Annotated in this window: 10 protein-coding genes and 1 pseudogene; 5 read left to right on the top strand and 6 right to left on the bottom strand. The window is 72.9% G+C overall.

Annotated features, from left to right (window positions below; genetic code table 11):
- Positions 1–17 precede the first annotated feature (17 nt).
- From ACWDAK_RS24650 to ACWDAK_RS24640, 3 genes are all read left to right on the top strand, one after another.
- Complete coding sequence (locus ACWDAK_RS24650) at positions 18–902, top strand: MOSC domain-containing protein (RefSeq protein WP_427394669.1); 885 nt, start codon at positions 18–20, stop codon at positions 900–902.
- A gap of 155 nt (positions 903–1,057) precedes the next feature.
- Entirely contained in the window at positions 1,058–3,463 is a 2,406-nt protein-coding gene (locus ACWDAK_RS24645; RefSeq protein ID WP_344640071.1) for a right-handed parallel beta-helix repeat-containing protein, read from the top strand.
- Positions 3,464–3,622: 159 nt separating this feature from the next.
- Positions 3,623–4,438 carry a DeoR/GlpR family DNA-binding transcription regulator gene (locus ACWDAK_RS24640; RefSeq protein ID WP_344640072.1) on the top strand — a complete coding sequence of 272 codons (816 nt, stop codon included), beginning with the start codon at positions 3,623–3,625 and terminating at the stop codon, positions 4,436–4,438.
- A gap of 104 nt (positions 4,439–4,542) precedes the next feature.
- Here the strand turns inward: ACWDAK_RS24640 and ACWDAK_RS24635 are convergent, their stop codons facing one another.
- Positions 4,543–5,646: a PLP-dependent cysteine synthase family protein gene (locus ACWDAK_RS24635; RefSeq protein ID WP_344640073.1), complete on the bottom strand. Its 1,104-nt coding sequence runs from the start codon at positions 5,644–5,646 to the stop codon at positions 4,543–4,545.
- Between the two features lie 698 nt (positions 5,647–6,344).
- On the opposite strand from ACWDAK_RS24635, the gene ACWDAK_RS24630 reads away from it, so the two are divergent.
- On the top strand, positions 6,345–6,725 hold the full coding sequence (locus tag ACWDAK_RS24630) for a VOC family protein (RefSeq protein ID WP_427394677.1): 381 nt from the start codon (positions 6,345–6,347) through the stop codon (positions 6,723–6,725).
- Positions 6,726–6,910: 185 nt separating this feature from the next.
- Here the strand turns inward: ACWDAK_RS24630 and ACWDAK_RS24625 are convergent.
- From ACWDAK_RS24625 to ACWDAK_RS24605, 5 genes and pseudogenes are all read right to left on the bottom strand, one after another.
- Positions 6,911–7,252: pseudogene (locus ACWDAK_RS24625) on the bottom strand (response regulator transcription factor); the annotation flags it as partial.
- A gap of 4 nt (positions 7,253–7,256) precedes the next feature.
- Positions 7,257–8,135, bottom strand: a complete 879-nt coding sequence (locus tag ACWDAK_RS24620) for a PhzF family phenazine biosynthesis protein (RefSeq protein WP_344640075.1) — start codon at positions 8,133–8,135, stop codon at positions 7,257–7,259.
- 149 nt (positions 8,136–8,284) lie between these two features.
- Positions 8,285–8,902: a class I SAM-dependent methyltransferase gene (locus tag ACWDAK_RS24615; protein ID WP_344640076.1), complete on the bottom strand. Its 618-nt coding sequence runs from the start codon at positions 8,900–8,902 to the stop codon at positions 8,285–8,287.
- A 344-nt stretch (positions 8,903–9,246) separates the two neighbouring features.
- The gene (locus ACWDAK_RS24610) at positions 9,247–10,473 is read right to left on the bottom strand and encodes an alpha/beta fold hydrolase (protein ID WP_427394670.1); all 1,227 of its coding nucleotides are present in this window, start codon (positions 10,471–10,473) and stop codon (positions 9,247–9,249) included.
- A gap of 373 nt (positions 10,474–10,846) precedes the next feature.
- Positions 10,847–12,046: an ROK family protein gene (locus ACWDAK_RS24605; protein WP_344640078.1), complete on the bottom strand. Its 1,200-nt coding sequence runs from the start codon at positions 12,044–12,046 to the stop codon at positions 10,847–10,849.
- Positions 12,047–12,426: 380 nt separating this feature from the next.
- Between ACWDAK_RS24605 and ACWDAK_RS24600 the strand changes: the two genes are divergently transcribed.
- On the top strand, positions 12,427–13,761 hold the full coding sequence (locus ACWDAK_RS24600; protein ID WP_425557824.1) for an MFS transporter: 1,335 nt from the start codon (positions 12,427–12,429) through the stop codon (positions 13,759–13,761).
- Positions 13,762–14,075 lie beyond the last annotated feature (314 nt).

Raw genomic sequence — 14,075 nt, 5'->3', positions numbered from 1 at the left:
GCTGGCAGGATGTCGACATGCCACAGCTCACCGCACTTCACATCCACCCGTTGAAGTCCGCCTACCGACTGAGCCCCGGGAGCGCCCGGGTCGAACCCTGGGGCCTGGCGGGCGACCGCCGGTGGATGCTGGTCGACGAACGGGGCAAGGCGTACACCCAGCGCGAGAACCCGGCCGTCGGCCGGTTCAAGGTGCTGCCCGGCGAGGACGGCTCGCTGACCGTGACCGGTCCGGACGGTGCCCACCTGGTGGTGGTCGCGCCGTCGGGCGCCGCGGGCGCCGAGCGGGTCAACGCGGACATCTTCGGCTCGGTCTTCGAGGCGGCGCCGGCGGGCGAGGAGGCGCAGCGGTGGTTCGGCGAGCGGCTCCCGGGTGTGCGGCTGCTGCACCTGGACGATCCGCGCAGCCGCGCGGTGAGCCCGGAGTACTCCGAGCCGGGCGAGACCGTGTCGATGGCCGACGGCTTCCCGCTGCTGCTCACCACCACGGCCTCGCTCGCCGCGCTGAACGAGCTGATCGCCGCCGAACACCCGGGGGACGAGGTCAATGGTGCGGCGCTCCCGATGGAGCGATTCCGCCCCAACCTGGTGGTCTCCGGCACCGAGGCATGGGCCGAGGACGGCTGGCGCCGGATCCGGGTCGGCGAGCTGACGTTCCGGGTGGTCAAGCCCTGCGGCCGGTGCGTGATCACCACCACCGACCAGGAGACCGGCGAGCGTTTCCATGAGCCGTTGCGGACGCTGGCCAAGTACCGCCGCTTCGGGAAGAGCCTGGTGTTCGGCCAGAACCTGATCCCGGACCGCCCGGAGGGTGTGTCGGGCGACCTGCTCGGCACCGTCCGGCTCGGTGACGAGGTCACCGTACTGGAGGAGGGTCCGCGTCCGGAGCCGGACCGGCGCTGACCGGAAGGGACCAGCGCTGACCGTGGCAGGCTGTGGCACCGGCACCCGGGGTCCGCTCGCTCGTTGTCCTCGGTGAGCGTCCGAGGGCCCGGGCCGGGCACGCTACCGTGGGCACGGGGCGGGCAGGTTCGATGAAGGTGGGATGACGGTTCGTCATGGGTGAGCACAGGGTCCGGGTCACGCAGGACAGCGCCTCTCGGTGGCGGCGGCGCGCCGGGGATTACCAGACGCTGGGCGAGGCGCTCGCGGTGGCCGAACCCGGGGACACCCTGACGATCCGTCCCGGCACCTTCCGGGAGGGCCTGGTGGTCGACAAGCCGGTCACCCTGGTCGCCGCCGAGGGCCCGGGCACCGTCCGGATCGATCCGCCCGGCGGGGTCGCGCTGCTGATCACGGCCGCCGTCACGGTGCGCGACCTGGTGGTCGAGGGCAGCGAACTCTCCGCCCCCGCCGTACTGGTGACCGGCCCGGAGGCCGCCGCCGAACTGGTCGGCTGCCGGGTGACGGCGCGCTCCTCGGCCGGTGTCGAGGTCGCCGACCGGGCCCGCGCCGCCCTGCGCGGCTGCACCGTGCACAATCCCTCGGGCCTCGGCATGCGGGTGCGCGCGCAGGCCGCCGCCGTGATCGAGGACAGCGAGCTCGCCGAGGCCGGGCAGGCCGCGCTCGCCGTCCTCGGCGGCTCGAGCGCCACGCTGGACCGCTGCCGGCTGCACCACGCGAGCGGCGCCGGGCTGCTCCTCGCCGACCCGGGCAGCAGCGCCGAGCTGACCGGCTGCGAGGTCTACGAGATCCGGGGCAGCGGTGTGCAGGCGGAGGGCCAGGCGGTCGGCCGGCTCGTCGACTGCACCGTCCGCCGGGTCTCCGGCAACGGCCTCACCCTGGACACCGATGCCGAGCTCACCCTCACCGGCTGCCGGGTGCACGACCTGCCGGAGAACGCCGCCGACCTGCGCGGCCGCTCCCGGCTGGTGCTGGAGCACAGCACCGTCCGGGACTTCGGGCGGGGCGCGCTGTCCATCTGGGACCAGGGCACCCGTGCCGAGGCGCTCGCCACCGAGATCCACAGCAGTGACGGCGACTACCCCGCCGTCTGGGTCAGCGACGGCGCCGGGCTCACCCTGGTGGACTGCTCGCTGCACGACCTCCCCGACGCCCTGTTCGTACTGGACCGGGACTCGCGTGCGAGCGCCAAGGACTGCTCGTTCAGCCGGATCCGCAGTTCGGCCGTCTCGGTCAGCAGCGGCGCGACCGTCGACCTCTCCGACTGCCGGATCCAGGACGCCGGTACCGGCCTGTGGTTCCGCGACCACGGCAGCGGCGGGCGGCTGACCGGCTGCGAGATCTCCGAGGTGGCCACCGGTGTGATCGTCACCAAGGGCGCCGACCCCGAACTGCGCGAGTGCACCGTGCGGGAGAGCGAGGACGCCGCCGTGTACGTCTCGGCGCAGGGGCGCGGTGTCTTCGAGGACTGCCGGGTCTCACACGGCAGGGGCTTCGGTTTCCACATCATCGACGGCTGCCGCACCGTGCTGACCCGCTGCCGGGCGGAGCAGAACGGCCGGGCGGGCTTCGAGTTCTCCGAGCCCGGGCCGGTCGCCGAGGGGTGCGTCTCGGACGACGTGCCTTCGACTGCGGACGTCCCGGCGCCGCGCAGCGTGCCCCCGGTTGGGGCCGTCGGCCGGGCCGTGGCGCAGACCGCCCCCGTGCCACTGGCGTCGGCTGCCTCGGCCGCACGGATCGCGCCGATTCCCGACTGCCGCCCGGCCGGCGAGGCGCTGGCCGAACTCGACGCGCTGGTGGGCCTGGCCACCGTGAAGCAGGAGGTCCGCACGCTGATCGACCTGATCTCGGTCGGCCGGCGGCGTCAGCAGGCCGGGCTGAAGGCGCCCTCACTCCGCCGCCACCTGGTCTTCACCGGCTCCCCCGGCACCGGGAAGACCACCGTGGCCCGGCTCTACGGCGAGATCCTGGCCTCGCTCGGGGTGCTGCAGCGCGGTCATCTGGTCGAGGTGGCCCGGGTCGACCTGGTCGGTGAGCACATCGGCTCCACCGCGATCCGCACCCAGGCCGCCTTCGACCGGGCCAGGGGCGGGCTGCTCTTCATCGACGAGGCCTACTCGCTGGCGCCCGAGGACGGTGCCAGGGACTTCGGCCGGGAGGCGATCGACACCCTGGTCAAGCTGATGGAGGACCACCGGGACGAGGTGGTGGTGATCGTGGCCGGCTACACCGCCGAGATGGAGCGCTTCCTGTCCACCAACCCCGGTGTTTCCTCCCGGTTCTCCCGCACCGTCACCTTCCCCGACTACTCGGCGGACGAGCTGCTGCAGATCGCCCGGGCCCAGTGCGCCGAGCACGAGTACGCCCTGACCGAGGCCGCCGAGTCCGCCCTGCTGGACCACTTCGGCTCGCTGGAGCGCGGTCCCGGCTTCGGCAACGGCCGCACCGCCCGGCTGGTCTTCGAGACCATGGTGGAGCGCCATGCGATGCGGGTGGCCCAGCTCCCCGACCCGTCCACCGAGGAGCTCCAACTGCTGGTCCCGGCGGACCTGCCCGGCTGACGGGCGACCGGGCGGCTGGCTGGACCCGCTGCTCCACCGATCTGCCGACCCACCTGCCTGCGGTCCGCGTCCGACCCGGTGCACCTGCCGACCGGCCGACGGGCTGTCCGGGGCGTCTGCGAGGATGGCAGCGGACGAGCCAACGGGAGGTGTGGACACGTGGCCGACAACGGCAATCTGCTGGCCGAGCAGCGGCGCGCGCTGATCCTCGACGAGGTCCGGCGGCGCGGCGGCGTCCGGGTCAACGAGCTGACCCGGCAGCTGAACGTCTCCGACATGACGATCCGTCGGGATCTGGACGCGCTGGCCCGGAGCGGCGTGATCGAGAAGGTACACGGCGGCGCCGTGATGGTCGAGGAGGCCCGCACCCACGAGCCCGGCTTCGAGGCCAAGTCGGTCCTCGAACTCTCCGCCAAGGAGCAGATCGCGCAGGCCGCCGCCGAGTTGGTCACCCCCGGCAGCGCCATCGCGCTCTCCGGTGGCACCACCACCTATGCGCTGGCCCAGCACCTCACCGAGATCGAGCAGTTGACGGTGGTCACCAACTCAGTCCGGGTCGCCGACGTCTTCGACCGGGCGCAGCGCACGACCGGCGCCCCGGCCGCCACCGTGGTCCTCACCGGCGGCGTGCGCACCCCCTCGGACGCCCTGGTCGGCCCGATCGCCGACCGGGCCATCCGCTCCCTCCACTTCGACCTGCTCTTCCTCGGCACCCACGGCCTCTCCCCCGAGGCGGGCCTGACCACCCCCAACCTCGCCGAGGCGGAGACGAACCGGAACTTCATCGCCTCCGCCCGCCGCGTCATCGCCGTCGCCGACCACACCAAGTGGGGCATCGTCGGCCTCTCGACCTTCGCCGCCCTCGCCGAGGTCGACACCTGGGTGACGGACTCGGGCCTGCCCGCCGAGGCGGCGTCGGTGGCCCGCGAGCACGTACGGGAACTCGTCCTGGCTCAAGAAGGTAGAGCCGGCTGACCGGTTGAGGTACCGGGGCTGGACACTCCAGCCGTCGACAACGCGGGTTGGCGGAACGCCTGCGTCCGGTAGGTCTGTTGACGCTTCCCGACGGTGGTGCCGGGTCAGCCCAGCAGGCCGGTGCCGTTGAGGAAGGCTTCCAGTTCGTCCTGGTACGGGGCGATGTCGATGCCCTGGCCGGCCAGCCAGTCGTCGGAGTAGTACTTGTCGAGGTAGCGGTCGCCGGGGTCGCAGATCAGGGTGACCACGCTGCCGCGCCGACCGGAGGCGCGCATTTCGGCGACGATCCGCAGTGCGCTCCACAGGCCCGTACCGGTGGAGGCGCCGGCCTTCTTGCCGAGTTGGTGTTCCAGGACCCGGATGGCGGCGATCGAGGCGCCGTCGGGGACCTTCATCATCCGGTCGATGGCGCCGGGGACGAAGCTGGGTTCCATCCGGGGGCGGCCGATGCCCTCGATCCGGGAGCCGCGGTCGCAGGTGGCGGACGGGTCGTGGCTGACCCAGCCCTCGAAGAAGCAGGAGTTCTCCGGGTCGGCGACGCAGATCAGGGTGTCGTACTGCATGTAGTGGACGTAGCGGGCGATGGTGGCGGAGGTGCCGCCGGTGCCGGCGGTGGCGACGATCCAGGTGGGCTCGGGGTGGGGTTCCAGGCGAAGCTGGGCGAAGATCGACTCGGCGATGTTGTTGTTGCCGCGCCAGTCGGTGGCCCGCTCGGCGTAGGTGAACTGGTCCATGTAGTGGCCGCCGGTCTCCTCGGCGAGCCGGGCCGACACCTCGTACACCTCGGCCGGGTCGGCGACCAGGTGGCAGGTGCCGCCGTGGAACTCGATCAAGTCGATCTTGGCCTGGCTGGTGGTCTTGGCCATCACCGCGATGAACGGCACACCGATCAGCTTGGCGAAGTACGCCTCCGAGACGGCGGTCGAACCGCTGGACGCCTCGATCACGGGCTTGCCGGGTCTGATCCAGCCGTTGCACAGGCCGTAGAGGAACAGCGATCTGGCCAGGCGGTGCTTCAGGCTACCGGTCGGGTGGGTCGACTCGTCCTTCAGGTAGAGGTCGATGCCCCACTCCTCGGGGAGCGGGAAGCGCAGCAGGTGGGTGTCTGCGGAGCGGTTGGCATCGGCCTGCACCTTGCGGACGGCCTCGTTCAGCCAGGCCCGGTACTCCAGGTCGGAACGGTCCACGTCCAGCGTCTCGATGCTCATTGCACACCCTCTCGGATCGGCGGAAACTCGGCAAAAAGCCCATGGGTACGACCAACCGAGTGTAACAATTGACTACGAAAAGTAATCTTTTTAAGAGTTCCAGCTTCCGCTTATCGGACTTGCCGTTGGCGGGCCTGTCGGCCCGCGACCGCCGATCGCGGTGTCGGGGGGCCGGCCGAAGGCGTCCGGCCGGGGGGTGTCCGGCCCCGACCGGAGGTGTCGCGGGGGCGTTACGGCTGCTTGCCGTGGCCCGGCTCTCGTCCGCCGTGTCTGTCCGGCCGCTCGAGGAGCACCGCGCGCCGGGCCCGGTTTCCTCGGCGTCGATCTCGCCCTGGGCGTAGCGGCGGCCGAGCACCGCGAGCGGGCTGTCGCCGAAGGCGGCCCAGCGTCGCCGCCCGACCGTGCGCCGCAGCAGCAACGTGGCGAAGAAGATCACCACCAGCCAGCAGAACGGGATCACCAGCAGCCACGGGCCGGGGCCGGTCCAGCGGTCGTGGTCCGCGATCGGCAGTGCGGCCAGCGGCAGTGTGGTCAGTGTGGTCATCGGGGCCATCTCCTCGTGGGTCGGTCCTGGGTCCCGGGCACCTTGGGCATCCCGCCGCGGCGGCCGCCACGCGTCGTAGGGGCAGCGGCAGTTGCGCTACTTCCCGGGGCGTAGCGGCACCGGACTGCCTAGCCTGGAGGAGGAGGTGGTGGAGATGCTGACCGATGCCCCCGTCCACGCCGTGATCCCGGCCACCGACCTCGAACGGGCCACCGCGTTCTACCGCGACACCCTGGGCCTGAAGCTCGCGCTGGACTCCGAGCAGGAGGTCCGGTTCGAGAGCGGAGGCACCGTCTTCTCGGTCTACCGGACGCCCAACGGCGGCAAGGCCGGGCACACGCTGGCGAGTTGGCAGGTAGCCGACCTCGCCGCCGAGATGGCCGAGCTGCGCTCGCGCGGGGTGGCTTTCGAGGACTACGACCTGCCGGGGCTCAAGACGGTCAACGGTGTCGCGGAGGCGGAGGGCATGCGCTGCAGCTGGTTCAAGGACAGCGAGGGCAACGCCCTGTGCCTGGTGGAGGAGCGCACGCGGTAGCCGTCCGATACGCCGTTTTCCGATCCGCGCCCGGCGGTTGAGCGTGCGGGGGGCACGCAGCAGCCGACGCGCGCCCGGTCGGGCGTACCGGCCGGTCGCGCCGGTCAGCCGTGTCGGTGGGCCTGGTCCGTGAGGCACGTAGGTGGGCCGAGGCCCTCAAGCAGGTCCTGGCCGACCGGGCCCGGTCAGCCGTGCCGCGGCCGGGCCGGCCAGCCGAGCCAGCCAGGCCGGACCAGCCCGGTCTCGTATGCCAGCACCACCAGCTGGGCCCGGTCGCGGGCGCCGAGTTTCACCATGGCCCGGCTGACATGGGTCTTGCCGGTGAGCGGGCTGACCACCAGTCGGCGGGCGGTGTCCTCGCTGGACAGGCCCGTGCCTACCAGCGCCAGCACCTCGCGTTCCCGGTCGGTGAGCCGGTCCAGTCCGGCCGCCACCTGGTCGGGAGCCTTGGAGCGGGCGGCGAACTCGCCGATCAGACGCCGGGTGACACCGAGCGAGAACAGTGCGTCACCGGCTGCGGCGCCCCGTGCCCTACCCGGCTACACCATCCGGTATCCGGACCGCCGCGCCGCTGACCCGTATCCGCAGGTCGCCCGGGCGCAGCTCGACCCGCAGGAGGCCGGGGCGGCCGAGGTCGACACCCTGGTGCAGGGTCAGCACGGCGGCTCCGGACTCCGCGGTCGGGGTCAGCTCGCCGAGTTCCCGCAGGTAGGCGCCGAAGGCGGCGGCCGCGGCACCGGTGGCCGGGTCCTCGACCACGCCGCCGACCGGGAACGGGTCACGGACGTGGAAGGTGTCGGCCGACTCCCGCCAGACCAGCTGGAGGGTCGTCAGGTCGAGCCTGGTCATGAAGGCGGCGAGCCGCTCGAAGTCATAGGCCAGGTCGGCGAGTCGGCGACGGGTCGCGACGGCCAGGACCAGGTGGCGGGCCCCGGCGTAGGCGATCCGCGGCGGCAGGGTCTGGTCCAGCTCCTCGCGGCGCCAGCCGAGTGCCGCGAGCGCCTCCGCCACGTCCGCGTCGGCGACCTGCTCGATGTACGGTTCGACGCTCGTCAGGGTGGCCTCGAGGACCCCGCCGGAGCCGGTGGTCACATCGACCGGGACCGTACCCGCGCGGGTCTCGAACACCACCCGGCCGGGGCCGATCCGCTCGGCCAGCGCCACGGCGGAGGCCACGGTCGCGTGTCCGCAGAACGGCACCTCGGCCTTGGGGCTGAAGTACCGCACGGTGTAGGAACGTTCGGGGCCCGGGGTGAGGAAGGCCGTCTCGGAGTAACCGAGTTCGGCGGCGATCGCGAGCCGGGCGGCCTCGTCCAGGCCGGTGGCGTCGAGCACCACGCCGGCGGGGTTGCCGCCGCCGGGGTCGGTGGTGAATGCCGTGTAGCGCAGCACCTCTGCAGAGATCGTCATGCCGATCCCGAACACCGCCCCGGCCGGGCTGATTCCCCTGCCGCCACGATGGAGAGAGCACTTCCGGGGGCGCGGCGCTGCCCAAGCGATCGTGCGCCCGCGCACGCGGTGAAGGGGACGGCGGACCCGCCTCGGAACGCGCTCCCGCCTCAGCCGTTGCGGGTGGCCCACACCTCGACGAAGACACCCCGGTCCACGTCCTCGACCGTGAACCCGGCATCGGCGACGACGGCGGCGAACCCCTCCGGGTCCCAGACGGTGTACCAGCGCCTGCCGTCCGGCTCGTCGAGCCAGCCGGTGCGGCCGACGGCCTTGAGGCAGACGTACAGTCTGCCGCCGGGACGCAGCAACCGGGCGAACTGGCCGAGGACGTCCACGGCTTCGGCCGCGAGGAGGTGGACGAGCGATGCGGAGGCCCAGATCCCGTCGAAGGTACCGTCCGGGTACCGACTGCCGATGTCGCGCAGATCGCCCACGGTGGTGGGCGCGTGGGCACTCGCCATCGCGACGAACACCGGGTTCAGGTCGGCACCGCGGGCGACGTGTCCGTGGGCGATGAACCGGGCCAGGTCGCGGCCCGGGCCGCAGCCGGCGTCGAGGATCAGCGAGGGCACCGGCAACGAGCCGGCGAACCGCTCGGCCCGGTCGGACATCTTCGCCGCGTGGGCGGCCCGGTAGTCGTCGGCGTGGTCGGTGTAGACCGCGACGGACCGGGCGGCCTGGTCGACCGGCCGGTCCTCGCTGCCGGTGCCGCCGTGCGAGGTCATGCTCTCCCCCTGACACCCGGTCATGGCCGGGCCGCCTGCTCCGGGCGTGGTGCTCCGCCCGTTGTCGATCACTGCCTCCAGTCTCCGCCCTGGTCCCGGACGGCCGGTGTCCGGGGTGCCGGTGCCGACGGCGGCGGTGACGGCCACGTGGATGACGACGGCGCGGGTCGTCGCGCATCGGCCCGCGTCGGCGAACCGCGCGAGGTCCGGGTGGCCCTGCGGCGCGGGACGGTGCGGACGGCCTCGACCTCGGCGGTTCCTATCACCAACGAACGCGTACCGTACCGGAGTTCAGGTCCGCAAGCGCCAGGTTGCCGTCGCCGCAGCCGTGTCCGGGTCCGTCGTCAAAGCCGGATCCCGGACACCTTCGGCGCTTCCCCGGGATCGTACTTCCGTTTCACGGGACCGGTTTTCGACACCGCCCGCGCGGTCGTCGGGGCCAGGTGGCTGACCTCGACGACGGCGGCTGCGAAGGCTTTCGGCGCCTCCTGGGGAAGGTTGTGTCCGGCGTGGGGAACGACGTGGTGTACCCGGGGTCCGGTGAAGTGCGGCGCCGACGCGGTCCCGTCGGTCCACGGAAGGCTTCCGTCCGCCTTGCCGTCGAGGGTGACGGCGGGGACCGTGATCGGCGGCTGCTTCAGCAGGCGCGCCTCCAGCTCGGCGTATCGGGGGTCGCCCGGTGCCGCCAGGCGCCGGGTGCGATAGCAGTTCAGCACGACGGCGAGGTAGTCCAGGTTTTCGAAGAGCTGGGCCGCACGGTCGAGATCGGCTTCGGTGAACCGCCACTCCGGCGAGTTCCTCTTCCAGACGACCCGCGCGAACTCCTTGGTGTTCTTCGCCAGTCCTGCCGCACCTCGCTTCGTCAGGAGGAAGTAGTAGTACCAGTGCGCGGATTCGACGTCCGGCGGGTCCGGTCGGTCGATCACCGAGGGATCGAGGTCCTGGATGAGATAGCTGTTCACCGAGACGAGCCCGGAACAGCGCTCCGGCCACAGCGCGGCGGCGACGCAGGCGCCTCGGCCGCCCCAGTCGTATCCGCCGAGGATGGCGCGCCGGATGCCCAGCGCGTCCATGAACGCGATGACGTCCGCACCGAGGGCGGCCTGCTGGCCGGACCGGACGGTGGCCCGGTGCCGGAACACGGTGGGACCGTGGCCGCGCAGGTACGGCACGTAGCAGCGGAAACCCCGGCCGGCCAGCTCGGGCACGACCTCCTGGTAGGCGTACGGGCTGTAGGGCCAGCCGTGGCCGAGGACGACCGGCCTGCCGTCGGCCGGCCCCGCCTGGTGGTAGGCGATGTCGAGCAGGTCGGTGCGCACGCGGCGGACCGGCCCGAGCCCGGTGGCCGGCTTCGCGGCGTCAACTCCGGCCTGCTCGGCGGTACCGGCCGTACCGGCCGTATCGTACGTACCGGCCGTACCGGCCGTGGTTCGGTCTGCCGTGTCCGGACCTGCCGAACCTGGCTTCCCGCCGCTGGTCGGAGCATCGGCGGCCGCCGCCGAGAGACCCCCGGCGGTAACCGATGCCGCGCCTATGGTGAGCACCTTGGAGAAGCTTCTCCTGTTGATCATCTGGGATCCGTCCTGCCGGAGAGCGACCTCGAGCGCACTGAGACGGCGCGGGGAAGCACGGCTTACCGGGATCGCGGACCGACTGGCCGCACCGGGACCGGCAGACGACATGCTAGGAGCAGCTGACGCCGTCCACCACGTGGGGCGCACTGCCGGTGACGGAGCGCGACAGCAGGTGCCCACGCGCGGCCTCTGCGCTTGACCTCTGCGCCCCGCGCGCTCCCCCGCTCACCGCCCATGCCCGCGGCCTCGGCTCCGCCCCGCCGACCGTCCGCTCCGCGCCGCGCTCCCGGAGGAGCGGAGATCGGAAAACAGGGAGAGGATCCCTGAGCGTTCGCCCGCCGCCGCGCAGCGGGCGGCGGGCGGCGCGGCGTCAGGCCGTGGCCACCGCCTGCGGATCATGAAGGTAGGGCTCCCAGGCGAGTTCGGCCGCGCCGACGAGTCCCGCGTGGGTGACCTCGGCAGCCACGATCGGCACCCGCCCGCTGCGGCCCCACAGGCAGCGGTCCGCGACCACCGAGGCCAGGCGTTCCGGGGCGGCGGCGAGCAGGTCGCGGTGCAGTCCACTGAGCACGATGCGGTCGGGGTTGAGGATGTTGACCATCCCGGCCAGCCCCAGGCCGAGGCGGTCCACCACGCGTTCGACGACGGCCAGTGCCTCGGGGTCCTCGGCGGCGGACCGGGCCAGTTCGCGGGCCTGGTCGAACAGCGGGCGGCCCGGGTCCGGGGTACGGCCGGCGGCGGCGAACAGGGCGTCCGGATCGGTCTCCGCGTTCAGGCAGCCACGGTTGCCGCACTGGCACGGACGGCCCAGCGGATCGACGGTCAGATGACCGACCTCGAGGGCCAGTCCGGCGCTGCCGGTGTGCAGCCGGCCGTCGATGACCAGCGCTCCGCCGACACCCCGGTGGCCCGAGGTGACCAGCAGCAGATGCCGTGCCCCGCGTCCGGCGCCATGGCGGTGCTCGGCGAGCGCGGCCAGGTTGGCGTCGTTGGCGACGGCGCTCGGGAACGGGCGCGGGACGCCGGGACCTAGGTCGGCCTTGCGGACCTCCTCCGCGAACAGGTCCGCGACGGGGGTGCCGCTCGGCCAGGCGAAGTGCAGTGCGGCCAGCGCGGTGCCGTCCGGTTCGGTCACCGGGTTGGGCAGCGCGAGCGCCGCGCCCAGACAGCGGCGGCCGGACGCGCGGGCCAGCCCGGCACCGGCGGTGGTGACAGTGCGCAGCAGCCGTACCGGATCGGTCGAGGAGGGCAGCGGCAGGTGGACCGGCGGCTCAAGTCGGCCGCCGAGCCCTGCCAGTGCCACGCTCAGGCCGTCCGCGTGGATCTGTGCGGCGATCACCACCGGACCCGCCGGGTCGATGGCCAGTCGGTGCGAGGGGCGTCCCCGTCCGCCGCCGGCCGGGCTGGAGTCGACGGTGATCAGGCCGAGCGCCTCCAGTTCGCCGCTCACCGCGCCCGCGGTGGCCCGGGTCACGTCCAGCGCGCTGGTGAGCGCGGATCGGGTGGGCGCGCGGCCGGTGTGGATCAGCGCGAGCGCCGGCCCGAGCAGCGTACGGCCACGGTCCGGCACACTCCGGCGCGTGTCCGCGGTCCCTTGGCGACGCGCGTCCGTGACCCCTTGGCTGCGCGTGTCCGAAGCTCCCGAACGTCGCACATCGGCTGTGCCGCGCGGGCGCGAGCCCAGGAGCGGGTCACGGCTCGCGCCGCCGCGTGCAGCGGCATGCGCGCCGGCCGTCGCACGGCGCTCGGGACCTGCCGCCCGCTCCCCGGGACCGGACTGCTCCTCTCTGGCCGTCTGATCCACGGGCCCCGTCCACCCCTCGCAGGCCGTCTGCCCCTCGCGACCCGGCTGCCCCCCGGGAACCGGCCGGCCTGCGCCGGAGGGGCCCTGGGGGTCACCGGCCGGATACTGACTTGTTGGTGTGTGCGGCACCCCCCTATTCTGACTTTGTGCCGCTCCTAAACAAAACCCGCGCCCGTTCAGAAGCTCAGAATCCCCCGTTCGGCCGACCTGGCACCGCACCCGGACCCGGCACCGCCCCCAGCCGCTCCTGGTCCCCCGCCCGGATCGCCCTCACCGCGTTCTTCGCCGTCGACGGCTTCCTGTTCGCCGCCTGGGTGGTACGGATCCCCGACATCCGGGCCCAGGTCAGCGCATCGCACAGCGCACTCGGCCTGGCCCTGCTCTGCATCTCCGCCGGAGCGGTCGCCACCATGCCACTGATCGGCAGACTCTGCGTCAGGTCCGGCAGCCGCCCGACCACCGTCGGCGCACTGGTCGCGCTCAGCCTCGCCGTACTGCTGCCCGCGCACATGCACTCGGTGCTCGGGCTCGGCCTGGTCCTGCTCCTGTTCGGCGCGGCCTACGGCGCCGCGAACGTCAGCATGAACAGCGCGGCCGTCGACCTCGTCGCCGAGCTCGACCGCCCCGTGATGCCCAGCTTCCACGCCGGCTACAGCCTCGGCGGACTGCTCGGCGCGGGGGTCGGCGGCCTGCTCGCCGGCCGGCTCAGCACAGCCTGGGCCCTCGGTCTCAGCGGACTGCTCGGTCTGCTGGTCACCGCCCTGGCCGGCACGGCCCTGCTGCGCAGCCCGGCCACGATCAGGCGCCCCGTGCCCAGGACGGCCGGACCCGACTCGACGGGTCCCGCCGCCGCGGCCGACCTGCGTGGTCCCAGGACTGGTTCAGCCACCGGCAGCCGCAGCGCGATGCCCACGCGCACCGCCGGGGTGCTGGTCCTGCTGCTCGGGCTGGTCGCCCTGTGCGACGCTTACGGAGAGGGCTCGCTCGCCGACTGGGCGACCCTGCACCTGACCGACGACGTCAGGGCGAGCGCCGGACTGGCCGCGACCGGCTTCGCCGCCTACGCCTTCGCGATGACCGCCGGACGGATCGCGGGCACCTGGCTCTCCATCCGGCTCGGCCAGACCAGGGTGGTGCTGTACGGCGGACTCACCGCCGGGACCGGGATGCTGATCGCCGCCCTCGCCTCGAACGTGCCCGTGGCGCTCGCCGGGTTCGTCCTGGTCGGACTCGGCCTGTCCAACATCTTCCCGCTCGCCATCGCACAGGCCGGTGCCATCGGCGGCCCGCGGGGCGTCGCCACCGCCTCCACCCTCGGCTACGCGGGCATGCTGATCGGCCCACCGGTGATCGGCTTCCTTGCCGACGCGACCAGCCTGCCGATCGCCCTCACCACTGTCGCCGCCACCTCGGCTCTCACCGGTCTCCTCGCGGTCGCCGTCCGTGCCCGGCGTACCCGCGAACGCACCGCACCCGCCTAGGACTTGGGCAGGCACCACCGTCCGCTGGCGCGAGAAGCCCGGCAACGCGTGCCGGGCATGCCTCAGAGTGCGACGGGAGGTTCGTCCCGGCCTGCTCCTGCTCCTGCCCCTGCTCCTGCTCCTGCTCCTGCTCCTGCTCCTGCTCCTGCCGCGAGCCGAGCATCCGGCCGGATGCGGCGACCGGACGGGGCTGTGAGAGGCTCAGCCGCGAACACGGCGGTGCAGCGGCGTCGGAGCACTGAACGCTCAAGCGCCACAGCACCACAGCGCCGCAGCTCGGTCACTCCGGAGCTCGGGAGCACGACCTGCGAGGA

This window comes from Kitasatospora sp. NPDC001175, from assembly GCF_053598215.1.
This window is presented reverse-complemented; position numbering and strand designations above follow the sequence as displayed.